A 23,826-nucleotide genomic window follows, 5' to 3' on the forward strand; every position below is an offset into this window, starting at 1 on the left:
TGCCTGCGATTCGCGCGCAGGGCGCGCTCCTACAGGGGAACGACGTGGCGGAGGCGCAGGAGAAACACCTCCGTAGGATGGGTTGAGCGAAGCGATACCCATCGCCATGCCCGATGGGTTTCGCAGGCTCAACCCATCCTACGAAAAGCCTAAATCGCAGGAGTAGTGCACATGAGCACCGACATCCCCCGCATCGCCCAGGCCCTCGACCAGGCCGCGCGGCATGCCGAACCGCTGGCGCAGTTCAGCGCCAGCACGCCCTTCAGCCTGGATGACGCCTACCGCATCCAGCGCGCTTCCATGCAGCGCCGCTACGACGACGGCGAACGCAGCATCGGCGTCAAGCTGGGCTTCACCAGCCGCGCCAAGATGGTCCAGATGGGCGTCGACAGCCTGATCTGGGGCTGGCTCACCGACGCCATGCTGGAAGAGGATGGCGGCCTGGTCGACCTGGCCCGCTACATCCACCCGCGCGTCGAGCCGGAAGTCTGCTTCCTCACCCGCCGCGCCATCGACCGCCCGCTGACGCTGCTGGAAGCCGCCGACTACATCGAGGCCGTGGCCCCGGCGCTGGAGATCATCGACTCGCGCTACCAGGCCTTCAAGTTCAGCCTCGAGGACGTGGTGGCGGACAACTGCTCCTCCGCCGGCCTCACCGTCGGCCCCTGGTCGCGGGACTTCGGCGCCCTGGCCAATGCCGGCGTGGTGCTACGCCTGGACGGCCGCGTGGTCCAGGCCGGCTCCACCGCCGCCATCCTCGGCAACCCGCTGCGCAGCCTGGTGCAGGCCTCGCGCCTGCTGCACCAGGCGCAGATCGAACTGCCCGCCGGCAGCCTGGTGATGGCCGGTGCCGCCACCGCCGCCGAGGCGCTGCGCCCCGGCATGCACGTCAGCGTCGAAGTCCAGGGCCTGGGGCAGAGCAGTTTCAGCGTCCGCAACCCTCAAGGAGCAGCAGCATGAGCGAAACCAAATCCACCGTGGTCGCCGGCAAGGCCACCCCGCGCGGGCGCTTCCCGCACATCAAGCGCGCCGGCGACTTCCTCTTCGTCTCCGGCACCAGCTCGCGGCGCCCGGACAACAGCTTCGTCGGCGTCGAGGTGGATGCCATGGGCACCACCAACCTCGACATCCGCGCCCAGACCCGCGCGGTGATCGAGAACATCCGCGACATCCTCGCCAGCGAGGGCGCCAGCCTGGCGGACGTCGTGGAGATCAGCAGCTTCCTCGTCGATATGAACGACTTCGGCGGCTACAACCAGGTCTACGCCGAGTTCTTCGACGAGAGCGGCCCGACCCGCACCACCGTGGCCGTGCACCAACTGCCGCACCCGCACCTGCGCATCGAGATCAAGGCGGTGGCCTACGCCCCCCGCACCCGTTGAACCGCTGGGAGACAACAACAATGGACAAGCACCACTTCAGCGCACCCTTCAATTTCAACCGCTGGCTCGACGAGCACGCCCACCTGCTCGAGCCGCCGGTGAACAACCAGCAGATCTGGCAGGACAGCGACTACATGGTCACCGTGGTCGGCGGCCCCAACCAGCGCACCGACTTCCACGACGACCCGGTGGAAGAGTTCTTCTACCAGTTCAAGGGCAACGCCTACCTGAACATCTGGGACCGCGGCCGCTACGAGCGGGTGGACCTCAAGGAAGGCGACATCTACCTGATGGCCCCGCACGTCATCCATTCGCCGCAGCGCCCCGAGCCCGGCAGCCTGTGCCTGGTCATCGAGCACCGCCGCCCGGCGGGCCAGCACGATGCCCTGCAGTGGTCCTGCGCGCGCTGCGGCTGCCTGATCAAGCGCTACGAAATGCAGTTGCAGAGCATCGTCGCCGACCTGCCGCCGGTGTACGAGCAGTTCTACGCCACCTCCGACGAGGAACGCCGCTGCCACGAATGCGGCGAGATCCACCCCGGCCGCGACTGGCAGGCCTGGCACCAGACACTCAACGAGTTCCATCGCCCATGAAGATCGACATCCACTCGCACTTCTTCCCGCGCATCACTCAGGCCGAGGCCGCGCGCCTGCACCCGCAGCGCGCGCCCTGGCTGCACACCGAGGGCCGCCACGGGCAGATCATGCTCGGCGACAAGCCGTTCCGCCCGGTGCACGACGTGCTCTGGGACGCCCAGCGGCGCATCGAGCACCTGGACGAGCAGGGCCTGGACGCCCAGGTGATGTGCGCCACCCCGGTGATGTTCGGCTACGACCAGCCCATCGAGCGCGCCTTGCCCTGGGCGCAGTTGATGAACGACCGCGCCCTGGAGATGACCGCCATCGCCCCGGAGCGCCTCAAGGTGCTGGCCCAGGTGCCGCTGCAGGACATCGACGCCGCCTGCCGCGAAGCCAGCCGGGCCATGGCCTGCGGCCACGTCGGCGTGCAGATCGGCAACCACGTCGGCGAGCGCGACCTGGACGACTCCGGCCTGGAGATCTTCCTGCGCCACTGCGCCAACGAAGGCATCCCGCTGCTGGTGCACCCCTGGGACATGATGGGCCGCGAGCGCATGAAGAAGTGGATGCTGCCCTGGCTGGTGGCCATGCCGGCGGAAACCCAGCTGGGCATCCTCTCGCTGATCCTCTCCGGCGCCTTCGAGCGCCTGCCCGAGTCGCTGCGCATCTGCTTCGCCCACGGCGGCGGCGGCTTCGCCTTCCTGCTCGGCCGCGTGGACAACGCCTGGCGCCACCGCGACATCGTCCGCGAGGACTGCCCGCAGCTGCCGTCCAGCTACGTCAAGCGCTTCTTCGTCGACTCGGCGGTATTCGACCCCGGCGCGCTGCGCCTGCTGGTGGATGTGATGGGCGCCGACCGCGTGATGCTCGGCTCCGACTCGCCCTTCCCGCTGGGCGAACAGAGCATCGGTGCCGGCGTGCTGGAGCACCCGCAGCTCAGCGAGCAGGACAAGGCGCGCATCTGCGCCGGCAACGCCCAGGCTTTCTTCGGTCTTTGAAAGGGGATACGGCGGCGGCTTCCGACCCGGCGGCCGCGAGCCGGGCGGCGCGGCGAGCGCAGCGGCACTCAGCGGATCGAAGCCGCCGACTATGCGGATAGACCGGCAGGGCGCGGCGGCCGGTAATGGCTGGGCGTGCCGGGCCGGTACCGGCCAAGTGACCCATAACAACAATAGAAGGTAGAACACGATGAAAGCTCTGCGCATCCTGGGCGCCGTCGGCGCCGCCTTGCTGGCGCTGCATGGCGCCCCCGTCTCCGCGGCGGCGGAAGACAGCATCAAGGTGACCCTGCTGGGCACCGGGACCCCCATCCTCAACGTCAACCGCTTCGGCATGAGCACCCTGGTCGAGGCCGGCCCGCACAAACTGCTGTTCGACGCCGGGCGCGGCGCGGCCATCCGCCTGCACCAGCTGCAGGTGCCGCTGCGCGATATCGAGGCGGTGTTCATCACCCACCTGCACTCCGATCACCTCACCGGCCTGCCGGACCTGTACGCCACCGCGCCGCTGCCTACCGACGACGGCCGGCGCACCCGGGCCCTGCCGGTCTATGGGCCCAAGGGCATCGACAGCGTGGCGCGGGGCATCGAGCAGATGTTCAGCGAGAACAACCGCATCCGCGGCAAGGAGACCAACGCGCAGGCCGCGCGCATCGCCGACCAGGCCATAGCGGCGGACGGCGGCGTGGTCTTCGACAAAGAGGGGGTGAAGGTCACCGCGTTCCTGGTGGACCACGGCTACGTGAAGCCGGCCTACGGCTATCGCATCGACTATGCGGGGCGGTCGGTGGTGCTTTCCGGCGACACCACCTACGCCCCCAACCTGGTTAGCCAGGCCAAGGGCGTGGACCTGCTGGTGCACTCCCTGTCGATCGCCAGCCATCAGCTGGAAAAGGCCTACCCCGACTATGTGAAGCACTTCTACGACTACCTGGCCAACCCGGAGACGGTGGCGAAGGTGCTCAGCGAAACGCGCCCGCGCGATGCGGTGTTCTCGCACATCTCGCTGTACAGCCGCGGCGACATCGGCCGCGCTTCCGAAGAGGACATCCGTTCGCGCGTGGCCCAGGGCTACGACGGTTCCTTCGTCATCGGCCAGGACCTGATGGCCTTCGAGCTGACGCCCAAGGGCGTAGTGCGCGAGCCCTACGACGCCGCGTTGCGCCAGCGCGAACCGCTGAACTGACGACTCCGCTACCGACTCATTCCCTGCCGCCGGGCTGCCGGTGGCAGGGGACGCTTTGCCTACAACAACGAGAAGAGTGCAAGCAGCATGAGCAATCACCCCAAACTATCCCTGGCGGTGCTCGCCTCCGGCACCCTGGCGGCGCTGCCCCAGGTCGAGGCCGGCGAGGGCCTGGTCGAGGGCGCCAGCGCCACCCTGCAGGCGCGCAACTACTACTTCAGCCGCGACTATTCGGACATCGTCGGCGCCAGCCGGCAATCGAAGGCGGAGGAGTGGGCCCAGGGCTTCATCCTCGACTTCCGTTCCGGCTACACGGCGGGGCCCGTGGGCTTCGGCGTGGACGCCATCGGCCTGCTCGGCCTGAAGCTGGACAGCAGCCCGGACCGCGCCAACACCGGCCTGCTGCCGGTGGACGGCGACGGCCGCGCGCCGGACGACTACAGCCGCCTGGGCGTGGCGCTGAAGGCGAAGGTCTCGCACAGCGAACTCAAGCTCGGCGAACTGCAGCCCAACCTGCCGGTGCTGCCGGCCAGCGACAACCGCCTGCTGCCGCCGACCTACCAGGGCGCCATGCTGGCCTCCGCGGAGATTCCCGGCCTGGCCCTGCAGGCGGGCCGGCTGAAGTCCTACAGCATGCGCAACGAGGCCGGCACCAGCGACCTGCAGGCGATGGTCGGCGCGACGCCCTACCGCCAGGTGGAAAGCGACGCCTTCAACTTCGCCGGTGGCGACTACGACTTCAACGCCAAGCGCACCCGCGCCAGCCTGTGGTACGGCCAACTGGAAGACATCTACCGCCAGGGCTTTGTCGGCCTCAAGCACAGCCAGAGCGTCGGCGACTGGGTGCTGGGCGGCAACCTCGGCTACTACGACGCCAACGAGGACGGCAAGCGCCTGCTCGGCAAGCTGGACAACCGCGCCTTCTACGCGCTGCTCTCGGCCAGGCGCGGCGGGCACAGCTTCTACGTCGGCTACCAGGGCATGTTCGGCGACGACGGCTTCCCGCGGGTGTTCCCCAACGTCGCGCCGCTGGGCAACGAGGTGCCCACTTTCATGTTCGCCTCGGCCGACGAGCGCTCCTGGCAGGTGCGCCACGACTACGACTTCGCCGCTCTCGGCATCCCCGGCCTGAGCACCACGCTGCGCTACCTGCGCGGCAGCAACGTCGACACCGGCAGGGGCTTCGAGGGCCGCGACCGCGAGCGCGACCTGGAGCTGGCCTACACGCTGCAGGGCGGCCCGCTGGCCGGGCTGAACGTCCGCCTGCGCAACGCCGTGGCCCGCTCCAACTACCTCACCGACGTCGACGAGAACCGCCTGATCCTCAGTTACACCTGGAAGCTCTTCTGAGCCGGCCCACCCCCTAGCAACGAGAAGAACGCCATGAACAGACAAACCCTGCGCGTCAGCGACCTGATCGACAACAGTCCGCTGTCCGCCCTGCAGATCCGCGTGTTGCTGCTGTGCTTCCTGGTGGTGGTGCTCGACGGCTTCGACACCGCCGCCATCGGCTATATCGCCCCCGAGCTGATCCGCGACTGGGGCATCACCCGCGGCCAACTGGCCCCGGCCTTCGCCGCCGGGCTGTTCGGCATGCTGGTGGGCAGCGTCGGCTTCGGCCCGGTGGCCGACCGCAAGGGCCGCAAGTTCGTCCTGCTGCTCAGCCTGGGCATAGTCGCCCTGGGCACCCTGGCCTGCGCCCTGGCGCCGAACATCGAGGTACTCACCGCGCTGCGCTTCTTCACCGGCCTGGGCCTGGGAGGCGTGCTGCCCAACGCCATCACCTTGAGTTCGGAATACTCGCCGGCACGGCGGCGCATGCTGCTGGTGACTCTGAGCTATTCCGGCTTCACCCTGGGCCTGGCCCTGGGCGGCTGGGTGGCCGGCCTGCTGCTGCCGCTGGTGGGCTGGAAGGGCCTGCTGCTGTGCGGCGGCCTGACGCCGCTGGTGCTGTTGCCGGCGCTGGTCCTGGCGCTGCCGGAGTCCACCTGCTTCATGGCCGGCAGCCCGGCCCACGCCCAGCGGCTGCGGGCGATCCTCGGGCGCATCAGCGCTCGCCAGGACCTGGACGAAGTGACACTGGTCGGCGACGTCGCCGCCGCGCAACAGCGCTCGCCGGCCTCGACGCTGTTCGCCGAGGGCCGGGCGCTGCGCACCCTGATGCTGTGGCTGACCTTCTTCTGCTGCCTGTTCGTCTTCTACCTGCTGACCAGCTGGCTGCCGACCATCCTCCGCGGCAGCGGCTACGGCACCCAGGAGACCTCGCACATCGCCGCGATGATCCCCTTCGGCGGGGTGATCGGCGGCATCGTCATGGCCCTGCTGATGGACCGCTTCGGCGCCCAGCGCCTGCTGCCGCCGCTGTGCCTGTGCGCCGCCGTGGCCCTGGCGCTGACCGGCACCCAGCTGGGCAACGGCCTGGCGCTGCTGCTGATGGTCTTCGCCGTGGGCTTCACCCTCACCGGCGCGCTGAACAACCTGAGCATCCTCGCCGCCACCCTGTACCCGACCCACGCCCGCGCCACCGGCGTGAGCTGGGCACTGAGCGCCGGGCGCGCCGGCTCGATCATCGGTTCGCTGCTCGGCGCCTGGCTGTTCGAGGCCGCCGGTGGCCTGCAGGTGTTCTTCATCTGGCTCGCCGCGCCGGCGCTGCTGGCCAGCCTGGCGCTGTTCGTCATGGCCCTGCGCCGCGCACCGGGCGCCGCGCGGGGTGAACTCGCCTGAGGCGCCCGCGGCTGGCCGACAACGACAGGAAGGAGGGTTTCATCCCCATGCATACCTTGCTCAAGTGGCTGGCCGCTGCGCTGCTGGCTGGCGCATTACCCTTCGCCCAGGCCGCCGAGGGCGGCCAGCGGCCCAACGTGCTGCTGATCGTCGCCGACGACCTGGGCTTTTCCGACATAGGCGCATTGGGTGGCGAAATCGCCACCCCCAACCTCGACCGCCTGGCCCGCCAGGGCATGACCTTCCTCGACTTCCACGCCACGCCCAGTTGCTCCACCACGCGCTCGGCGCTGCTCTCGGGCAACGACCCGCACCTGGTCGGCGTCGGCATGATGGCCGAATGGCGTGGCCGCCTGCCACCTGCGCAGCGCGAACGCCTGCGCCCCGGCTACGAGGGGGTGCTGGCGGCCAAGGTACCGACCCTCGCCGAGTTGCTGGGCGATGCCGGTTACCACACCTACATCGCCGGCAAGTGGCACCTGGGCAAGCAGCCGGAGCTGCAGCCGCAGAAGCGGGGCTTCGAGGAGTCCTACGTGCTGCTCGAAGGCGGCGCGGCCAACTTCAAGCAGGCCAACATGGCGCTGCTGCCCAACTACAGCACCACCTACCTGCACGACGGCCAGGGCATCGAGTTGCCGGACGACTTCTACTCCAGCACCTGGTACACCGACCGTCTGATCGAGATGATCGACCGCCGCGCCGGCGACGGCCGGCCGTTCTTCGCCTTCGCCGCCTACACCGCGCCGCACTGGCCGCTGCAGGCGCCGGATGCCTACCTGGCGAAGTACCGCGGGCGCTACGACGCCGGCTACCAGGCCATCGCCGAGCAGCGCCTGGCGCGCCAGCGCGAACTGGGGCTGATCCCCGAGGGCTATCCCTCGCAGGCGCAACTGGAGGGCGTGCCGGCCTGGTCCACGCTGAGCGACGAACAGCAGCGCCAGTCGGCGCGCACCATGGAGGTCTACGCGGCCATGGTCGAGGCCTTCGACGCCGAGGTCGGCCGCCTGCTCGACCACCTGCGCCGCAGCGGGCAACTGGACAACACCCTGGTGCTGTTCATGTCCGACAACGGCCCGGAAGGGCGCGACAGCATGGACGCCAGGTGGGTGGCGGAGCATTTCGACAATCGCCTGGAAAACTACGGCCGGCGCGACTCCTTCCTGTTGCAGGGCAGCGCCTGGGCGCAGGTCAGCTCGTTGCCGGGGCGGCGTTACAAGATGACCACCTACCAGGGTGGCTACCGGGTGCCGCTGTTCGCCTACATGCCCCAGCGCATTGCCGCCGGGCGCAACACGCAGCTGGCGCGGGTGCATGACCTGCTGCCGACGCTGCTGGAGCTGGCCGGCGCCGAGCAGCCCGGGCCGCGCTACCGGGGCCGCGAGGTCATTCCGCCGCAGGGCCTGTCGATGCTGCCGCTGCTGTTCGGCCGCGACGCGCGTGTGCATGCCGCCGACGAGCCGCTGGGCTGGGAGCTCAATGGCAACGCCGCCCTGCGCAAGGGCTCGCTGAAGCTGCTCTACGACGTCAAGGACGCCCAGGCGCGCTGGCGCCTCTACGACCTCGCCACGGACCCGGGCGAGCGCCACGACCTGGCCGCGCAGCGGCCCCAGGCGCTGGCCGAACTGCTGCGCGACTGGCGCGCCTATGCCCAGCGCAACAACCTGCGCCTGGACGCGCAGGGCAGGCCGCTGGTGCCGCAGCTGCTGGAAGCCGCCAGCAGCCGATGAATCCCTTTGCAGGCCCGGCCATTACGGCCGGGCCACCTCCGTTGCCATTTCCGACATGAGGACCGCCCATGCCGATGCTCGCCCATACCCCGAAGAAATCCTCTCCGTTCACTCCCAGGCCGGGCCTGCCGGCGCTCACCCGGGCCGGCGACGGCACGGCCTGCCTGTCGATGCGTGGTACTTTCCGTTTCTGAGCTGGATGTCGGGGTAGTCGATGAAGTCGAGTGTGGTATCGGTCGCACGCAAGCTGAAGTTCTACCAGTTGGTGGTGCTCGACCAGGTGGTGCAGAGCGGTTCGCTGCTGCGCGCGGCGCAGGTGCTGAACCTGACCCAGCCGGCGGTGACCAAGGTCATCCACGAGTTGGAGTCGTACTTCGATGCGCCGCTGCTCGAACGCAGCAACCGCGGGGTGAAGGTCACCGAACTGGGCGAGCTGGTGCTGCGCCGGGCGCGCTCGATGCTCGCCGAGCTGCGGGCCCTGAGCGACGAGGTGGAAGCCTTCCGCGACGGCACTTCCGGGCACGTGGTGGTGGGCACCCTGATCTCCGCTTCCACCTCGCTGTTGCCGCGCGCCCTGCGCCTGCTCAAGAGCCGCGCGCCGCGGGTGCTGGTGTCGGTGCGCATCGGCCAGTTCGACCAGCTGTTCCCGGCCCTCATCGGCGGCGAGGTGGACCTGGTGGTGGGCCGCGTGCCGGACGACTGGCAGGCCCGCGGCGAGGCGCGGGCGCTGGGTGTGGACGTGCTCTACGATGAGCGCCTGTGCATCGTCGGCGGCCATGGCCACCCGCTGCATGCCGGCGGCGCGGTGGGCCTGGCCGAGCTGCACGCCTACCCCTGGGTGCTGCCGCCGCCCGGCTCGCTGCTGCGGCAGACGGTGGACCACCTGTTCGCCCAGGCCGGCCTGGCGTTGCCGGGCAACGTGATCGAATCGCTGTCGGTGCTCACCAACGTCGCCCTGATGCAGGACCAGCAGACCGTCGGCCTGCTGCCCCTGGAAACCGCCCGGCAACTGGCCGATGGCGGCGGCGTCCGCGCCTTCGAGCTGGACATCGCGCTGCGCTTCGGCGACATCGGCTGCTTCCACCCCAGCGGCCGAGAACTGGGCCCGGCGGCGCGGCTGTTCCGCGAATGCCTGCGCGCCGCCAGCGAGGAGCTGGGCGAGGAAGGCTGAAGTCACCGCCGCTTTCGTAGGATGGGTTGAGCTTGCGAAACCCATGGGGCCGTGGTGATGGGTATCGCTTCGCTCAACGCCATCCTACCAAACAATGCAGGGCCGCGGTGTTTCGGGCCAACGGCGGATAACCGCGAACGGTTATTCGCCCTACGCCCATCCCACCCGTAGCGTCTACGGGATCAATTGTTGCTCTGGGTGAATTTCTCCAGGTACAGCCGGCCGTTCTCTAGGCCCTGCGCTTGCAACCATTCCTTCACCGACTCGACCATCGGTGGCGGGCCGCACAGGTACATGTCGAAGGGCGCATCGCGCAGGGCCGCGGCGTCGAAGTGCTCGGTGACGTAGCCGCGCTTTCCATCCCAGCCGGCGTCATCGCTGATCACCGGGGTGAAGGCGAAGCCCGGGATGCGCTCGGCGTAGGCTGCGATGCGTTCCAGCTCGCAGAGGTCCGCCGCCTGGCGCACGCCGTAGTACAGGTGCACCGGCTGGCCGCAGCCGCCGGCCTCGGCCAGCTCGTCGAGCATGCCGAGGAAGGCCGACAGCCCGGTGCCGCCGGCCACCAGCAGCAGCGGGCGTTCGACGTGGCGCAGGTAGAAGGCGCCCAGCGGCGCCTCGAAGCGGATTTCGTCGCCCGGCTGGCAGCGTTCGCGGATGTAGTCGCTCATGGCGCCGCCGGGCAGCAGGCGGATGAGGAACTGCAGCTGGTTCTGCGCGTTGGGCCGGTTGGCGAAGGAGTAGGAGCGCACCGCGTCCGTGCCCGGCACGCGCAGGCGCGCGTACTGGCCGGGCAGGTAGTCCAGCGCCGGGCCTTCGACCTGCAGGCGCAGGATGGCGGTGCTCGCCGAGACCTGCTCGACGCCGCTGACCACGCCGCGGTGGCTGGCCGGGCCGGCGGCGCTGCACAGGCTGGAGTCGAAGTCGAAGTAGAACGCGGCGTCGGACTGCACGCGGGTCTGGCAACTGAGGATCTTGCGCTGGGCCAGGTCCTCGGCGGAGAGGGTTTCCTCGTCGGCGTAGTCCATCGCGTAGCTGCCGGATTCGCAGCGGCCCATGCAGGTGCCGCAGACGCCCTCGCGGCAGTCCAGGGGGATCTTGATGCCGTTGCGCAGCGCCGCGTCGAGCAGGATTTCGTTGCCCTGCACGGGGAAGAACAGCGTCTTGCCGTCGGCGAAGCTGAAGGCGACCTTGTGGTTCATCGGGCCATCCTCACAGGTGGTAGAAGTCGAGCACCGAATCGATGCGGTCGTTGAGCAGCAGCACGTGCTTGCGGGCGATCAGCCAGCTCTCGCCATGGGGGCGCAGGCGGTAGGTGGCGTGGCCGAAGAACTGCCCGGGCGTCTCCAGGCGGTAGAACAGCGTGTGCCAGTTGGCCCGCACCTCCAGCTCGCCGCCGTCCAGTTCGCGGATGCGCACGTTGTCGATGCAGTGCAGGGTGCGCGGCATGGGGATGGTCGAGGCGGCCTTGCCGGTGCGGATGCGGAACACCCGGTCCTCCAGGCCGGCGCGGCTGGGGTAGTAGATCAGCGACATGCCGCGCTTGGGGTCGGTGGTGTAGACGTGCTCGGAATCCCACTGCGGGACGTGGAACTCGCTGTCCTCGCTGAACATGTCGAGGTAGGCGTCCCAGTCCTGGGCGTCGCAGGCCTCGGCGTTGCGGTAGAGGAACTGTTCCACCCGGTATTGCAGTTGCGCGTTCATGCCTGCACCTCCTTGAGCGCCATGGCCTTGCGTTCCAGGCCGTCGAGGAGGAAGCGCTGCCAGTGCTGGTGCTGGTTGACGTAGAGGCCTTCGTGGGTGATCTCGGTACCGGTGAGCACGGGGGCGATGCCCAGCGTCTGGCTGTTCGGCGTCGGGCCCTCGACCCATCTGCCGTGGCCGCGGGAGATGTCGCTCCAGCGCTCCAGGCGGCCCTGGAAGCCGCGCTGCTGTTCGCGGAATTCCACCAGGTCGTCCGGCGTGCCCATGCCGGAGACATTGAAGAAGTCCTCGAACTGGCGGATGCGGTTCTCGCGGTCCTGGTCGGACTCGCCCTTCACGCCGATGCACTGGCTGATGACTTCGGTCCGGTTCCAGGCGATGGGGCGGACGATGCGCAGCTGCGAGCTGATCTGGTCCATGAAGAACAGGCTGGGGTAGATGTTCAGGTTGCGCAGGCGGTGCATCATCCACTCGGCCCTGGCCTGGCCGTGTTCCTCGACCAGGCGCGGCATCACGCTGGCGTAGCCGGGGCGCACGGCGGGGTTGGGCATGTCGCTGAACAGCACGCTGTGGCCGTTGCGGAAGCTGAACCAGCCGTCGTCGGTCTGCGCGTCGCCGGCGCCGAGCTTGCTGTAGTCCAGGGTGCCGCTGGCCGTGCCGTTCTCCACGTTGACCTGCTGGCGGTGCTGCACGGTGGCCACGTAGTTGTAGTGCACGGTGCTGACGTGATAGCCGTCCAGGCCGTTCTCGTTCTGCAGCTTCCAGTTGCCCTCGAAGGTGTAGGCGGAGCGGCCCGGCAGCACTTCCAGCTCGCCGGTGGGGGACTGCGCCACCATCATGTCGAAGAACACTTTCGCATCGCCGAGGAAGTCTTCCAGGCTGTCCGTGGCGCTCGCGTCCAGGCTGATGAAGACGAAGCCCCTGTAGCTGTCGATGCGCGCCTTCTTCAGGCCGCGGCTGGCCTTGCCGAAGTCCGCCGGGTATTCGCCGGGCGCCTTGACCTTCACCAGGCGCCCGTCGCTCTTGTAGCACCAGGCGTGGAAGGGGCAGGTGAAGGTGGACTGGTTGCCCTTGCACACTCGGGTGAGGGTGGCGCCGCGGTGCTGGCAGGCGTTGACCAGGGCGTTCAACTGGCCGCCGGCATCGCGGGTGACGATCATCGGCTGACGCCCGGCGCGCAGGGTGATGAAGTCGTTGGGGTTGGGGATTTCGCTTTCGTGGCAGGCGTAGATCCACTGCTTCTCGAAGATCAGCTCCATCTCCAGGTCGAACAGTTCCGGCTCGGTGAACATGTCCCGGGCGATGCGGTACACCCCTTCGGCGGGGCGGAAATCCAGGCAGCCACGGATGTAGTCCTGCCACTGCGCAAGGCTCTTGCTTGGTGCGTTCATTGTTGTTGTCCCATCGGGCGGATCGGTGGCGCCATTTCACGGCCGGCGCGCCATGGCGGTCTATCCGCCCAGTGGGGGAAGGCGATCCGCAAAATTGGCGGCGGCGGGGTAACACCGCGGTGCGGGGGCTGGGTAGAAGCTGCCCAGCCGCGCTGCGCCGGGCGGCGGCGGAGGGGGCGGGTGGGGCGCCGGCGTGGTGCGAATGGTCCGGAAAATGGTCGAACACTATCCGCATACTGAGGCTTTGCCGACGATCCGTGGCCCGCGGGTACGCGTCTTGCTGCACACTGGGCGCAAGCGCCGTCAGAGCCGCCCCGAACAAGCCGTGAGTGCCCAGCGATGAATCCGAAGAACCCCGGTCACTTCCGTGACATCCACGCCGATCGCCTCGACCTTGCCGCCGCCCGCAACTGGATGTCGGCCATCTGCGGGCCTCACCGCCTGCACGCCGGCCACCCCGAGGCGGTGCGCTTCCAGCACAGCGGCAGCGTGCTCAAGGGCATGTCCACCACCCTGGGCTGCATCGAGTACGGCACCGAGGTGACCATCGGCATCGTCGAGACCGAGCGCTTCAACAGCTACAGCCTGAGCCTGCCGCTGGTGGGCGAGCAGGAGTTGAGCGTGGCCGGGCGCTACCTGCAGTCGAACCCGCAGCGCGGGGTGATCGTCTCGCCCAACCAGAGCCAGGAGCTGAACATCACCGGCGACTGCCGCAAGCTGCAGGTGGTTATCCCGCTGCTGGCCATGCGCCGGACCCTGGAGGAAATGCTCCAGCGCCCGGCCGAGCAGCCCCTGGTGTTCGAGCCGGAGATGGACGCCCATGACGGCGCGGCGGCCGCCTGGTGGCGCATGGTCCGCCACCTGAACGAGGAGATGGCGCTGAGCGAGCTGTTCGGCCAGGCCTTCTTCAGCCGCGACCTGGAGCGCGCGCTGCTCAAGGGGCTGATCCTCGCCCAGCCGAACAACTACAGCGAGGCGCTGCGCCGCTGCCTGGCCGAGAAGGTGCCGCACTATCTGCTGCGCGCCCGCGAACACATCCATGCCCATGCGCGCGAGGCCCTGTGCCTGGATGACCTGGAGGCAGCGGCCGGGGTATCGCGGTTCAAGCTGTTCGAGGGGTTTCGCAAGTACTTTGGCAGTGCGCCCATGACCTATCTGAAGCATTACCGGCTGCATGGGGTGCGCGAGGACATTCTTGCGGGCGGGGCGCGCAGCATTTCCGAGATCGCGATGGGGTGGGGCTTTGCTCACCTGGGGCGTTTTGCGGGGGACTATCGCAAGCTGTTTGGGGAGACGCCCAGTGCTACGCAGCAGAGGTTGCAGAGGCTTGGTGGGAGAGGGGGAGTGTAGAAGGGGGAAGGGAGTTTGTTGGGACTGTGGTGTCATGCTGAAGAGCGCCCTCTCCCTAACCCTCTCCCTGAAGGGAGAGGGGACTGTCCTCTGCCAATCGAAGCATCAGCGCACTCCTGCAACTTCCGGCGTAAGCCTGACTACCAGAGCACACCGAACGGCTCCCTCTCCCTTCAGGGCGGGGCGCGCAGCCGAGGGCTGGGGAGAGGGAAAGGCGTCAACCCGATACACCACAGCCACCGGTAAACTCCCTCCTCAAGCCACCAATAAAAAACCGGCCTCAGGGGCCGGTTCTTCGTGGCGCAATCGCGACCTCAGCGATATTCGCAGAGGTAAGCAGTATCCACCGCAACCTTCAGCTGGAACTTGCTGTTCCCCGGCACGGTGAACTGGCTGCCGGCGGCGAAAGTTTCCCACTCGTCGCTGCCCGGCAGCTTGACGGTCAGGGCGCCGGCGACCACGTGCATGATCTCCAACTGGGCGGTGCCGAATTCGTACTCGCCGGGGGCCATCACTCCGATGGTCGCCGGGCCCTCGGTCATGCCGAAGGCGATGGATTTGACGGTGCCGTCGAAGTACTCGTTGACCTTGAACATGGGGCTGCTCCTGCAACAGGGGGTAGGGAGGGCGAAAAAAGGAGCGCCAGTATGCCCAAGGCGATGGGCAGCGTCACTACGCGGCCGTCACAGCGCCAGCGGCAGCAGCCGGGCGGTGTTGCGCGCGTCTTCCAGGGCGCGGTGCTGCTGGCCCTGGAAATGCAGCCCGGCCAGTTGCAGCGCGGTGTTCAGGCCCACCGGGCGCTTGAGCTGGCGGGCCTGGGCGAAGCGCTGCTTGAGGTTCAGGTGCGGCACCTGGCTGAGGTGGCTGTCGATGTGCTGCTGGCGCCATTCCAGTTCCAGCTGGCGGCGGTCGTAGTCGCCCCAGCTGGCCCAGCCGGCCAGGCGCGGGCTGTGCTGCGCGAGCCAGCGCTCGAACTGCGGCCAGACCTCGGCGAGGGGCGCGGCGCCGTCGACGTCGGCCTGGCTGATGTGGGTGAGTTCGCGGCAGAAGCTGGTCAGCAGCGGGCGGCGCTGCGGCCGCACGAAGCGCTGGAAGTGGTCCAGCTCGCGGCCGTCGGCGGCGGCCACGAGGGTGGCGCCGATCTCGATGATCTCCATTTCCTCGACCGGCCAGCCGCCTTCCTCGGTGGTGGCTTCCAGGTCGATCACCAGCCAATGGGGCATAGGGCCTGCTCGTGCGCTGAAGTGGGACGGTCCGGACCGCGTGCGCGGCGCCTGGCATGCAGTATGGAAGGCCTTTCGGGGCTCGGCAAACCGCTGCTAGGCTAGCCCGATCGACAACAGGGGAACCGAGCCATGGCGAAAGTCGCGTTCATCGGCCTGGGCGTCATGGGCTATCCCATGGCCGGGCATCTGCAGGCCAAGGGGCATGAGGTCTGCGTCTACAACCGTACCCCGGCGCGCGCCGCGCAGTGGTGCGCCGAGCACGGCGGCAGCAGTGCGCCCACACCGCGCGAGGCCGCGGCGCAGGCGGAATTCGTGATGTGCTGCGTGGGTAACGACGACGACCTGCGCAGCGTGGTGCTGGGGCCGGACGGCGCCCTCGCCGGGATGCAGCCGGGCAGCGTCTTCGTCGACCACACCACGGCCTCGGCGGCGGTGGCCCGGGAGCTGGCGGTGCAGGCTGCCGAGCGCGAGCTGGGCTTCCTCGATGCGCCGGTCTCCGGCGGCCAGGCCGGCGCCGAGAATGGCGTGCTGACGGTGATGGTGGGCGGCGAGGAGGTCTTCTACCGGCGCGCCGAGCCGCTGATCGCCGCCTATGCGCGGATGGTCCGGCTGATGGGCCACAGCGGCGCCGGACAACTGACCAAGATGGTCAACCAGATCTGCATCGGCGGCCTGCTCCAGGGCTTGTCCGAGGCCCTGCATTTCGCCCGGTGCGCGGGGCTGGACGGCGAGGCCGCCATCGAGGTCATCAGCAAGGGCGCGGCGCAGTCCTGGCAGATGGAGAACCGCCACAAGAGCATGCTGGAAGGGCGCTTCGACTTCGGCTTCGCCGTGGACTGGATGCGCAAGGACTTCGGCATCGTGCTCGACGAGGCGCGGCACAATGGCGCGCAATTGCCGGTGACGGCGCTGGTCGACCAGTTCTATGCCGAGGTGCAGGCCGCCGGCGGCGGGCGCTGGGACACTTCCAGCCTGATCACCCGGCTGAAGCCGCGCGGGTGAATCAGCTGCGGAAGATGAAGTAGACCGCGCCCAGCAGGCACAGGCCCGCCCACAGGTAGTCCAGCTTCAGCGGCTGCTGCATGAAGAACACGCTGAAGGGCACGAACACCGCCAGGGTGATGACCTCCTGCATGATCTTCAGCTGGCCCACCGACAGCGCGGTATAGCCGATGCGGTTGGCCGGCACCTGCAGCAGGTACTCGAACAGCGCGATGCCCCAGCTGACCAGGGCGGCGATGATCCAGGGCTTGGTGTTCAGCGTCTTCAGGTGGCCGTACCAGGCGAAGGTCATGAACAGGTTGGAGAACGCCAGGAGGGTGGCGGTTTGGGCCCAGACCGGCATGGGGAGCTCTCGGAGGTGAGGAGGGCGCCAGCCTAAATCGCCGCGCTCGCGCCGCCAAGGGGGAGGGCGATGCAAGGCCCTTGGCGGCGGGCGTCGCTGGGCTTATCCTTCGCGCCGCGCACCGGCCCTGCGGTGCGTGATCTTCCTCCGTGCCTTTTTATGAGCCCAGCAACGATGCAATGCCGTGCCGGCTGTGGCGCCTGCTGCGTGGCGCCGTCGATTTCCTCGCCCATCCCCGGCATGCCCGGCGGCAAGCCCGCGGGCGTGCGCTGCGTGCAACTGGACGAGCGCAACCTCTGCCGCCTGTTCGGCCGGCCCGAGCGCCCGGCGGTGTGCGCGGCCTTCGACGCCGACGCCGAGGCTTGCGGCAGCAGCAACGAGGAGGCGCTGCGCATCCTCGCCGAATGGGAACGGATCACCGCCGCCTGAGTGACTTGGAAGTCACGTTTCCAGGGGCCATACTGGCGCCCATCCTGACTGCCGAACCGCTCAGGATCGCGGATTTGCAACGGGTACGGCCCTTCGCCGGCCCGGCCAGACCAACAATAACCAGAGGAAGATGACGATGCGTGGCATCCTGCGTATGACCCTGTTGAGCGCCGCCCTGCTGGGCGCCTCCGGCGCCGCCATGGCCGAGGACTGGCAACTGGCCAAGGACGAGGACGGCGTCAAGGTCTACCTGAGCAGCGTCCCGGGCTCCAAGTACAAGGCCTATCGCGGCGTGGTCGACATCAAGGCCGACGTGGCCAGCATCAATGCCCTGCAGGAAGACGTGAAGGGCTCCTGCAAGTGGATCCACGCCTGCGCCGAGATGCGCCTGCTCAAGAGCGAGGGCGACAATTCCTGGACCTACTCGAAGATCGACATGCCCTGGCCCGTGACCGGCCGCGACGTGGTGATCCACGTGACCACCGAGAAGACCGCCGACGGCGGCCTCATCCGCCACCTGCAGGCCGAGCCGACCTACATCCCGGAAGAGAAGGGCGAGATCCGTGTGCCCAAGCTGGTCGGCGAGTGGAAACTGGTGCCCAAGGGCGCGGGCGTCACCGAGGTGACCTACCAGGTGCAGACCGAGCCGGGCGGCAGCATTCCGTCGTGGCTGGCCAACAGCTTCGTGGTGGATGCGCCGATGAATACCCTGAAGGGGCTGCGTGCGGCGGTGGAGAAGCGCTGAGGCTTGGTGTTATGGAAAAGGCCGCCTGGGCGGCCTTTTTTTGTGTTTGGGGGGAGGGGAGAGGGCTCGCTCGTGAATGGGGTTTGCCGGTGGCTGCGGAGTTGGGGTTAAGAGCGCCCTCTCCCCAACCCTCTCCCTGAAGGGAGAGGGGGCTGTCCTGAGCTGCCGGGAAGCCCAGAGTCATCCTGATACTCCTCACTCCCCCTCGCCATTCCCGCGAACGCGGGACGCGGCTCCATCGCGAACAGCGCTTGCGCTGGCCCGAAGGGGAATAACCCAGTGACGGGCGGTTCGCGAGCAAGCTCGCTCCTACGAAAAGCAAAAGCAAAAGCGCGTTTGCTCTTGGACTTCCAGAGAAATAGCCGAGCGCACCGGAGTGCCCCTTCAGAAGGCCGAGCGAAACCCTCGCTCAGGAGGTCATGCGACATGGATGTCGCGAGAGCCCCGATGGGCTACAGGGACGTACCCTCGGGGCGGGCCTCCGTGGCGGGGGAATTCGCGAGGGTAGCCCGGCTCCATCGGGCCCGTATGCGGGGCAAGCCTTTTTGGTTCCTTTTGTGGCGACTGACAAAAGGGACTCGCCCGAGGGGGCGAAACAAGACGGTCGGGCAAACTCGGAGTGGCGCAGAAACACCCAAGCCGAGGCAGCTAGGTTATCTCCTTCGGGTCAGCGCAAGCGCTGTTCGCGATGGAGCCGCGTCCCGCGTTCGCGGAATGACAGGTTTGAGTTGCGGAGTGAGAAAGGAGGGCTTGGGCAACAAAAAAGGCTGCCGAAGCAGCCTTTTCCGTATCCCGGCGAAACTTACTTGCGAGCGCCGAGCTCGACGAAATCGCGCTGGGTGTGGCCGGTGTACAGCTGGCGCGGGCGGCCGATCTTGTACGGGCCGGAGAGCATTTCCTGCCAGTGCGAGATCCAGCCCACGGTACGCGCCAGGGCGAAGATCACGGTGAACATGCTGGTCGGGATGCCGATGGCCTTGAGGATGATGCCCGAGTAGAAGTCCACGTTCGGGTAGAGGTTGCGCTCCACGAAGTAGGGGTCGTGGCGGGCGATCTCTTCCAGCTTCATGGCCAGTTCCAGCTGCGGATCGTTGATGCCCAGCTCGCTGAGCACCTCGTCGCAGGTCTGCTTCATGACCTTGGCGCGCGGGTCGAAGTTCTTGTACACGCGGTGGCCGAAGCCCATCAGCTTGAACGGATCGTTCTTGTCCTTGGCCTTGGCCACGAACTTCTCGATGTTCGAAACGTCACCGATCTCGTCCAGCATGCGCAGTACCGCTTCGTTCGCACCGCCGTGGGCCGGGCCCCAGAGGGCGGCGATGCCGGAGGCGATGCAGGCGAACGGGTTGGCGCCGGAGGAGCCGGCCAGGCGCACGGTCGAGGTCGAGGCGTTCTGCTCGTGGTCGGCGTGCAGGATGAAGATGCGGTCCATGGCCTTGGCCAGCACGGGGCTGATCGGCTTGGTCTCGCAGGGGGTGTTGAACATCATGTGCAGGAAGTTTTCTGCGTAGCTCAGGTCGTTGCGCGGATACATCATCGGCTGACCCATGGAGTACTTGTACACCATGGCGGCGATGGTCGGCATCTTGGCGACCAGGCGATGCGCGGAAATCTCGCGATGCTTGGGATTATTGATGTCCAGGGAGTCGTGGTAGAAGGCGGAGAGGGCGCCGATCACGCCGCACATGATGGCCATCGGGTGGGCATCGCGGCGGAAGCCGTTGAAGAAGGTCTTCAACTGCTCGTGAACCATGGTGTGGTTCTTGATGGTGCCGACGAACTGTTCCTTCTGCTCGGCGGTGGGCAGTTCGCCCTTGAGCAGCAGGTAGCAGGTTTCCAGGTAGTCGGATTTCTCGGCCAGTTGCTCGATCGGATAGCCGCGGTGCAGCAGCACGCCCTTGTCGCCGTCGATATAAGTGATCTTCGACTCGCAGGAGGCGGTGGACATGAAGCCAGGATCGAACGTGAAGTGGCCCGTGGAGGTCAGACCCCGCACATCCACTACATCGGGGCCCAGCGTGCCGGAGAGGACGGGCAGTTCGACGGGGGCTGCGCCCTCGATGATCAACTGCGCTTTCTTGTCAGCCATGATTAGGCCTCCTATTAATGCTTGAAATCATCTGTACGACCCCCCACGCAGGGCCCGCACCACTATAGAGAGATAAATCCGATTGTCAATTTGCAAGAATCGGTAGCGGACAGCCCCTCCAACTGCCTGTTTTGGCGAAAAAAATCGCCTATTTACGCCTTTTATGGGGGTGCGGCAATAAGTCCTTAGGCGAAGGCGATTCCGTTGTCATTAGGAGCCTAACTGTCTATACTCGGCGACCAGCCGCCGGGGCCCTCCAGGCCTCGCTCCACAGGCGGTTGTCACTCCCGAAGGTGATGGGTACCTGACAAGTGCACCTCCCGACAACTAGCCCTGCAGTTCGAAGGGCTCTCAGTGTGAAAAAAGCCGTGAATAGCAAACGACCTGTAAACCTAGACCTAAGGACCATCAAACTCCCTGTCACTGCTTACACGTCCATTCTCCACCGCATCTCTGGCGTCATCCTGTTCCTGGGCATTGCCGTGCTGCTGTTCGCGCTCGACAAGTCCCTCGCATCGGAAGACAGCTTCGAGCAGGTGAAGGCGTGTCTGGCCCATCCGTTGGCCAAGCTTGTGATCTGGGGCCTGCTCTCCGCGCTGCTGTACCACCTGGTAGCCGGCATTCGTCACCTCGTCATGGACGCAGGTATCGGCGAGACGCTGGAAGGTGGCAAGCGTGGTTCGAAAATCGTCATCGCCATTGCCGTGGTGCTGATCGTTCTGGCGGGGGTCTGGGTATGGTAACTAACGTCACAAACTTCTCGCGTTCCGGCCTCTACGACTGGATGGCCCAACGCGTTTCTGCGGTCGTTCTCGCGGCTTATGTGCTTTTCCTGCTGGGTTACCTGATCGCACACCCGAACATCTCCTACGAGGAGTGGCATGGTCTGTTCTCCCACGGCCTGATGAAGATCTTCAGTCTTCTCACGCTGGTTGCCCTGAGCGTGCACGCCTGGGTCGGCATGTGGACCATCACCACCGACTACCTGACTCAGATGGCGCTGGGCAAGCCCGCGACCATCGTGCGTTTCCTCGTCCAGGCGGTATGCGGCATGGCCATGTTCGCATTCTTCGTCTGGGGTGTGCAGATTCTCTGGGGTAACTGATCCATGGCAAGCATTCGCACTCTCTCCTTCGACGCCATCATCGTGGGTGGCGGCGGCGCCGGCATGCGTGCCGCGCTGCAACTGGCCCAGGGTGGTCACAAGACCGCCGTGGTGACCAAGGTCTTCCCGACCCGTTCGCACACCGTTTCCGCCCAGGGCGGCATCACCTGCGCCATCGCCTCGGCCGACCCGAACGACGACTGGCGCTGGCACATGTACGACACCGTCAAGGGCTCCGACTACATTGGTGACCAGGACGCCATCGAATACATGTGCTCCGTCGGCCCGGAAGCCGTGTTCGAGCTGGAACACATGGGCCTGCCGTTCTCCCGTACCGAGCAAGGCCGCATCTACCAGCGTCCGTTCGGTGGCCAGTCCAAGGACTTCGGCAAGGGTGGCCAGGCCGCCCGTACCTGCGCCGCGGCCGACCGTACCGGTCACGCCCTGCTGCACACCCTGTACCAGGCCAACCTGAAGAACGGCACCTCCTTCCTTAATGAGTGGTACGCCGTCGACCTGGTGAAGAACCAGGACGGCCACGTGGTCGGCATCATCGCCATCGACATCGAGACCGGCGACACCATCTATATCCGCTCCAAGGCCGTGGTCCTGGCTACCGGCGGTGCAGGCCGCATCTACGCCTCCACCACCAACGCCCTGATCAACACCGGCGACGGCGTGGGCATGGCCCTGCGCGCCGGCGTACCGGTGCAGGACATCGAGATGTGGCAGTTCCACCCGACCGGCATCGCCGGCGCCGGTGTACTGGTCACCGAAGGCTGCCGCGGTGAAGGCGGCTACCTGATCAACGCCCATGGCGAGCGCTTCATGGAGCGTTACGCGCCGAACGCCAAGGACTTGGCCGGCCGCGACGTGGTCGCCCGCTCCATGGTCAAGGAAGTGATCGCCGGCAACGGCGTGGGCCCGAACAAGGACCACGTGCTGCTGAAGCTCGACCACCTGGGCGAGGAAGTCCTGCACAGCCGCCTGCCCGGCATCTGCGAGCTGTCCAAGACCTTCGCCCACGTCGACCCGGTGGTCGCGCCGATCCCGGTCATCCCGACCTGCCACTACATGATGGGCGGCGTCGCCACCAACATCCATGGCCAGGCCCTGACCATGGACGCCAACGGCAACGACCAGATCGTCGAAGGCCTGTTCGCGGTCGGCGAAGTCGCCTGCGTATCGGTTCACGGCGCCAACCGCCTGGGCGGCAACTCGCTGCTCGACCTGGTGGTCTTCGGCCGCGCTACCGGCCTGCACCTGGAAAAGGCCCTGAAAGAGGGCATCGAGCACCGCGGCGCCTCCGAGTCCGACCTGGAAGCCTCCTTCAAGCGCCTGAACGGCGTGAACGAGCGCACCAGCGGCGAAGAAGTCGCCCCGCTCAAGCGCGAACTGCAGCAGTGCATGCAGAACTACTTCGGTGTATTCCGTACCGGCGAATACATGCAGAAGGGTATCGCTCAACTGGCTGACCTGCGCGAGCGTATCGCCACCGTCAAGATCAACGACAAGAGCCAGGCTTTCAACACGGCGCGCATCGAAGCGCTGGAACTGCAGAACCTCCTCGAGGTGGCCGAAGCCACCGCCATCGCGGCCGAAAACCGCAAAGAGTCCCGCGGCGCCCATGCCCGCGAAGACTTCGAGGAGCGCGATGACGAGAACTGGCTGTGCCACACCCTGTACTTCCCGGGTGAGAAGCGCGTTGCCAAGCGTGCCGTCAACTTCGCGCCGAAGACCGTTCCGGCATTCGAACCCAAGGTTCGTACTTACTAAGGGTGCCCGTCATGTTGAAAGTAAGTGTTTACCGCTACAACCCGGAGAAGGACTCTGCACCCTACATGCAGGACTTCGACGTCGATACCCAGGGCAAGGACGTGATGGTCCTGGACGTGCTGGCGCTGATCAAGGAACAGGACGAGGGCTTCTCCTATCGTCGTTCCTGCCGTGAAGGCGTTTGCGGCTCCGACGGCATGAACATCAACGGCAAGAACGGCCTGGCCTGCATCACTCCGCTGTCGGCCGCCGGCCTGAAGGGCGGCAAGCTGGTGCTGCGCCCGCTGCCGGGCCTGCCGGTGATCCGTGACCTGGTCGTCGATATGCGCATCTTCTACAAGCAGTACGAGAGCGTTAAGCCGTACCTGCAGAACAAGTATGCCGCGCCGGCGATCGAACGCCTGCAAACCCCCGAAGAGCGCGAAAAGCTGGACGGTCTGTACGAGTGCATCCTGTGCGCCTGCTGCTCGACCTCCTGCCCGTCGTTCTGGTGGAACCCGGACAAGTTCCTCGGCCCCGCCGCGCTGCTGCAGGCCTATCGCTTCCTGGCCGACAGCCGCGACACGGAAACCCAGGCGCGCCTGGCCAGCCTGGACGATCCGTTCAGCGTGTTCCGTTGCCGTGGAATCATGAACTGCGTGAATGTCTGCCCGAAAGGCCTGAACCCGACCAAGGCCATCGGTCACATTCGTAACATGCTGCTGCAGAGCGGGACCTGATCCCACTTCGCCGTCGCGTGCGACAAGAGCAATACCCGTGCCGCCGGAACATTGTCCGGCGGTGCGGTTGCAACGGGCCCCAGCCCACAAAGCCGGGGTCTGACTCGAAAACGTATATATGACCAGCAGGGGCATCCGGGCTGGTACCCGGACTATCTGCGGGAACCTTTGTGGCTACCAGTCG

25 protein-coding genes are annotated in these 23,826 nt (G+C 67.0%); 18 read left to right on the forward strand and 7 right to left on the reverse strand.

The genetic code is table 11. The features are described 5' to 3' along the window. The first annotated feature begins 171 nt into the window (after nucleotides 1-171). The 10 genes from RN02_RS20115 (at nucleotide 172) to RN02_RS20155 (ending at nucleotide 9,766) form a co-directional block, all read left to right on the forward strand. Nucleotides 172-960: a 2-keto-4-pentenoate hydratase gene (locus RN02_RS20115; protein ID WP_009619334.1), complete on the forward strand. Its 789-nt coding sequence runs from the start codon at nucleotides 172-174 to the stop codon at nucleotides 958-960. Next, on the forward strand, nucleotides 957-1,382 hold the full coding sequence (locus RN02_RS20120) for a RidA family protein (RefSeq protein ID WP_043316206.1): 426 nt from the start codon (nucleotides 957-959) through the stop codon (nucleotides 1,380-1,382). Before RN02_RS20115 ends, RN02_RS20120 begins: the two co-directional genes overlap by 4 nt. A gap of 20 nt (nucleotides 1,383-1,402) precedes the next feature. Then, on the forward strand, nucleotides 1,403-1,975 hold the full coding sequence (locus tag RN02_RS20125; protein WP_043316209.1) for a 3-hydroxyanthranilate 3,4-dioxygenase: 573 nt from the start codon (nucleotides 1,403-1,405) through the stop codon (nucleotides 1,973-1,975). Beyond that, nucleotides 1,972-2,958, forward strand: a complete 987-nt coding sequence (locus tag RN02_RS20130) for an amidohydrolase family protein (protein WP_009619340.1) — start codon at nucleotides 1,972-1,974, stop codon at nucleotides 2,956-2,958. The genes RN02_RS20125 and RN02_RS20130 overlap by 4 nt, the downstream gene beginning before the upstream one ends. Nucleotides 2,959-3,148: 190 nt before the next feature. Beyond that, on the forward strand, nucleotides 3,149-4,144 hold the full coding sequence (locus tag RN02_RS20135; RefSeq protein WP_043316211.1) for an MBL fold metallo-hydrolase: 996 nt from the start codon (nucleotides 3,149-3,151) through the stop codon (nucleotides 4,142-4,144). A gap of 87 nt (nucleotides 4,145-4,231) precedes the next feature. After that, on the forward strand, nucleotides 4,232-5,494 hold the full coding sequence (locus RN02_RS20140) for an OprD family porin (protein ID WP_043316213.1): 1,263 nt from the start codon (nucleotides 4,232-4,234) through the stop codon (nucleotides 5,492-5,494). Between the two features lie 33 nt (nucleotides 5,495-5,527). Then, nucleotides 5,528-6,868 (forward strand): MFS transporter, encoded by a 1,341-nt coding sequence (locus RN02_RS20145; protein ID WP_043266754.1) that lies wholly within the window; start codon nucleotides 5,528-5,530, stop codon nucleotides 6,866-6,868. Between the two features lie 47 nt (nucleotides 6,869-6,915). After that, entirely contained in the window at nucleotides 6,916-8,595 is a 1,680-nt protein-coding gene (locus RN02_RS20150; protein WP_043316215.1) for an arylsulfatase, read from the forward strand. Nucleotides 8,596-8,663: 68 nt separating this feature from the next. Further along, entirely contained in the window at nucleotides 8,664-8,789 is a 126-nt protein-coding gene (locus tag RN02_RS34480; protein WP_268872061.1) for a hypothetical protein, read from the forward strand. Between the two features lie 20 nt (nucleotides 8,790-8,809). Then, on the forward strand, nucleotides 8,810-9,766 hold the full coding sequence (locus RN02_RS20155; RefSeq protein WP_009619353.1) for a LysR substrate-binding domain-containing protein: 957 nt from the start codon (nucleotides 8,810-8,812) through the stop codon (nucleotides 9,764-9,766). A 182-nt stretch (nucleotides 9,767-9,948) separates the two neighbouring features. Here RN02_RS20155 and antC read toward each other — a convergent pair whose 3' ends face one another. From antC to antA, 3 genes are read right to left on the reverse strand one after another with little or no spacing between them, the layout of a single operon-like run. Continuing rightward, on the reverse strand, nucleotides 9,949-10,965 hold the full coding sequence (gene antC / locus RN02_RS20160) for an anthranilate 1,2-dioxygenase electron transfer component AntC (protein WP_043316216.1): 1,017 nt from the start codon (nucleotides 10,963-10,965) through the stop codon (nucleotides 9,949-9,951). 10 nt (nucleotides 10,966-10,975) lie between these two features. Further along, a complete protein-coding gene (gene antB / locus RN02_RS20165) occupies nucleotides 10,976-11,467 on the reverse strand; it encodes an anthranilate 1,2-dioxygenase small subunit (protein ID WP_043316218.1) in 492 nt (163 codons plus the stop codon). Continuing rightward, nucleotides 11,464-12,858 carry an anthranilate 1,2-dioxygenase large subunit gene (gene antA / locus RN02_RS20170; RefSeq protein ID WP_043316220.1) on the reverse strand — a complete coding sequence of 465 codons (1,395 nt, stop codon included), beginning with the start codon at nucleotides 12,856-12,858 and terminating at the stop codon, nucleotides 11,464-11,466. The genes antB and antA overlap by 4 nt, the downstream gene beginning before the upstream one ends. 339 nt (nucleotides 12,859-13,197) lie before the next feature. On the opposite strand from antA, the gene RN02_RS20175 reads away from it, so the two are divergent. Beyond that, on the forward strand, nucleotides 13,198-14,208 hold the full coding sequence (locus RN02_RS20175) for an AraC family transcriptional regulator (protein ID WP_009619361.1): 1,011 nt from the start codon (nucleotides 13,198-13,200) through the stop codon (nucleotides 14,206-14,208). 314 nt (nucleotides 14,209-14,522) lie between these two features. Here the strand turns inward: RN02_RS20175 and ppnP are convergent, their stop codons facing one another. Then, the gene (gene ppnP, locus RN02_RS20180) at nucleotides 14,523-14,804 is read right to left on the reverse strand and encodes a pyrimidine/purine nucleoside phosphorylase (RefSeq protein WP_009619363.1); all 282 of its coding nucleotides are present in this window, start codon (nucleotides 14,802-14,804) and stop codon (nucleotides 14,523-14,525) included. Nucleotides 14,805-14,891: 87 nt separating this feature from the next. Beyond that, nucleotides 14,892-15,431, reverse strand: a complete 540-nt coding sequence (locus tag RN02_RS20185) for an exonuclease domain-containing protein (RefSeq protein ID WP_043316223.1) — start codon at nucleotides 15,429-15,431, stop codon at nucleotides 14,892-14,894. Nucleotides 15,432-15,563: 132 nt separating this feature from the next. Between RN02_RS20185 and RN02_RS20190 the strand changes: the two genes are divergently transcribed. Further along, nucleotides 15,564-16,436 (forward strand): NAD(P)-dependent oxidoreductase, encoded by an 873-nt coding sequence (locus tag RN02_RS20190; RefSeq protein WP_043316224.1) that lies wholly within the window; start codon nucleotides 15,564-15,566, stop codon nucleotides 16,434-16,436. A 1-nt stretch (nucleotide 16,437) separates the two neighbouring features. Here RN02_RS20190 and RN02_RS20195 read toward each other — a convergent pair whose 3' ends face one another. Next, a complete protein-coding gene (locus tag RN02_RS20195; RefSeq protein ID WP_009619370.1) occupies nucleotides 16,438-16,779 on the reverse strand; it encodes a DMT family protein in 342 nt (113 codons plus the stop codon). 174 nt (nucleotides 16,780-16,953) lie between these two features. Here RN02_RS20195 and RN02_RS20200 point away from each other — a divergent pair, with 174 nt between their 5' ends. Beyond that, nucleotides 16,954-17,208, forward strand: coding sequence for a YkgJ family cysteine cluster protein (locus RN02_RS20200; RefSeq protein ID WP_009619371.1), 255 nt, complete (start codon nucleotides 16,954-16,956; stop codon nucleotides 17,206-17,208). 136 nt (nucleotides 17,209-17,344) lie between these two features. Next, complete coding sequence (locus RN02_RS20205; RefSeq protein ID WP_152623787.1) at nucleotides 17,345-17,953, forward strand: START domain-containing protein; 609 nt, start codon at nucleotides 17,345-17,347, stop codon at nucleotides 17,951-17,953. Nucleotides 17,954-18,755: 802 nt separating this feature from the next. Here RN02_RS20205 and gltA read toward each other — a convergent pair. Further along, complete coding sequence (gltA, locus tag RN02_RS20210; RefSeq protein WP_009619373.1) at nucleotides 18,756-20,042, reverse strand: citrate synthase; 1,287 nt, start codon at nucleotides 20,040-20,042, stop codon at nucleotides 18,756-18,758. A 356-nt stretch (nucleotides 20,043-20,398) separates the two neighbouring features. Here gltA and sdhC point away from each other — a divergent pair, with 356 nt between their 5' ends. The 4 genes from sdhC to RN02_RS20230 are packed head-to-tail and all read left to right on the forward strand — an operon-like array spanning nucleotide 20,399 to nucleotide 23,642. After that, nucleotides 20,399-20,785: a succinate dehydrogenase, cytochrome b556 subunit gene (gene sdhC / locus RN02_RS20215; protein WP_009619374.1), complete on the forward strand. Its 387-nt coding sequence runs from the start codon at nucleotides 20,399-20,401 to the stop codon at nucleotides 20,783-20,785. Next, nucleotides 20,779-21,147, forward strand: coding sequence for a succinate dehydrogenase, hydrophobic membrane anchor protein (gene sdhD / locus RN02_RS20220; protein WP_009619375.1), 369 nt, complete (start codon nucleotides 20,779-20,781; stop codon nucleotides 21,145-21,147). Before sdhC ends, sdhD begins: the two co-directional genes overlap by 7 nt. 3 nt (nucleotides 21,148-21,150) lie before the next feature. Continuing rightward, complete coding sequence (gene sdhA / locus RN02_RS20225) at nucleotides 21,151-22,923, forward strand: succinate dehydrogenase flavoprotein subunit (RefSeq protein ID WP_009619376.1); 1,773 nt, start codon at nucleotides 21,151-21,153, stop codon at nucleotides 22,921-22,923. Between the two features lie 11 nt (nucleotides 22,924-22,934). Further along, nucleotides 22,935-23,642 (forward strand): succinate dehydrogenase iron-sulfur subunit, encoded by a 708-nt coding sequence (locus RN02_RS20230; protein WP_009619377.1) that lies wholly within the window; start codon nucleotides 22,935-22,937, stop codon nucleotides 23,640-23,642. Nucleotides 23,643-23,826 lie beyond the last annotated feature (184 nt).

The organism is Pseudomonas sp. PI1 (assembly GCF_000812405.1).
GTDB lineage: Bacteria > Pseudomonadota > Gammaproteobacteria > Pseudomonadales > Pseudomonadaceae > Pseudomonas > Pseudomonas citronellolis.

Bases quoted from the DNA above. Each gene is read 5' to 3' on its own strand.
- RN02_RS20115 (WP_009619334.1), top strand. From the start codon at position 172: ATGAGCACCGACATCCCCCGCATCGCCCAGGCCCTCGACCAGGCCGCG.
- RN02_RS20120 (WP_043316206.1), top strand. From the start codon at position 957: ATGAGCGAAACCAAATCCACCGTGGTCGCCGGCAAGGCCACCCCGCGC.
- RN02_RS20125 (WP_043316209.1), top strand. From the start codon at position 1,403: ATGGACAAGCACCACTTCAGCGCACCCTTCAATTTCAACCGCTGGCTC.
- RN02_RS20130 (WP_009619340.1), top strand. From the start codon at position 1,972: ATGAAGATCGACATCCACTCGCACTTCTTCCCGCGCATCACTCAGGCC.
- RN02_RS20135 (WP_043316211.1), top strand. From the start codon at position 3,149: ATGAAAGCTCTGCGCATCCTGGGCGCCGTCGGCGCCGCCTTGCTGGCG.
- RN02_RS20140 (WP_043316213.1), top strand. From the start codon at position 4,232: ATGAGCAATCACCCCAAACTATCCCTGGCGGTGCTCGCCTCCGGCACC.
- RN02_RS20145 (WP_043266754.1), top strand. From the start codon at position 5,528: ATGAACAGACAAACCCTGCGCGTCAGCGACCTGATCGACAACAGTCCG.
- RN02_RS20150 (WP_043316215.1), top strand. From the start codon at position 6,916: ATGCATACCTTGCTCAAGTGGCTGGCCGCTGCGCTGCTGGCTGGCGCA.
- RN02_RS34480 (WP_268872061.1), top strand. From the start codon at position 8,664: ATGCCGATGCTCGCCCATACCCCGAAGAAATCCTCTCCGTTCACTCCC.
- RN02_RS20155 (WP_009619353.1), top strand. From the start codon at position 8,810: ATGAAGTCGAGTGTGGTATCGGTCGCACGCAAGCTGAAGTTCTACCAG.
- antC (WP_043316216.1), bottom strand. From the start codon at position 10,965: ATGAACCACAAGGTCGCCTTCAGCTTCGCCGACGGCAAGACGCTGTTC.
- antB (WP_043316218.1), bottom strand. From the start codon at position 11,467: ATGAACGCGCAACTGCAATACCGGGTGGAACAGTTCCTCTACCGCAAC.
- antA (WP_043316220.1), bottom strand. From the start codon at position 12,858: ATGAACGCACCAAGCAAGAGCCTTGCGCAGTGGCAGGACTACATCCGT.
- RN02_RS20175 (WP_009619361.1), top strand. From the start codon at position 13,198: ATGAATCCGAAGAACCCCGGTCACTTCCGTGACATCCACGCCGATCGC.
- ppnP (WP_009619363.1), bottom strand. From the start codon at position 14,804: ATGTTCAAGGTCAACGAGTACTTCGACGGCACCGTCAAATCCATCGCC.
- RN02_RS20185 (WP_043316223.1), bottom strand. From the start codon at position 15,431: ATGCCCCATTGGCTGGTGATCGACCTGGAAGCCACCACCGAGGAAGGC.
- RN02_RS20190 (WP_043316224.1), top strand. From the start codon at position 15,564: ATGGCGAAAGTCGCGTTCATCGGCCTGGGCGTCATGGGCTATCCCATG.
- RN02_RS20195 (WP_009619370.1), bottom strand. From the start codon at position 16,779: ATGCCGGTCTGGGCCCAAACCGCCACCCTCCTGGCGTTCTCCAACCTG.
- RN02_RS20200 (WP_009619371.1), top strand. From the start codon at position 16,954: ATGCAATGCCGTGCCGGCTGTGGCGCCTGCTGCGTGGCGCCGTCGATT.
- RN02_RS20205 (WP_152623787.1), top strand. From the start codon at position 17,345: ATGCGTGGCATCCTGCGTATGACCCTGTTGAGCGCCGCCCTGCTGGGC.
- gltA (WP_009619373.1), bottom strand. From the start codon at position 20,042: ATGGCTGACAAGAAAGCGCAGTTGATCATCGAGGGCGCAGCCCCCGTC.
- sdhD (WP_009619375.1), top strand. From the start codon at position 20,779: ATGGTAACTAACGTCACAAACTTCTCGCGTTCCGGCCTCTACGACTGG.
- sdhA (WP_009619376.1), top strand. From the start codon at position 21,151: ATGGCAAGCATTCGCACTCTCTCCTTCGACGCCATCATCGTGGGTGGC.
- RN02_RS20230 (WP_009619377.1), top strand. From the start codon at position 22,935: ATGTTGAAAGTAAGTGTTTACCGCTACAACCCGGAGAAGGACTCTGCA.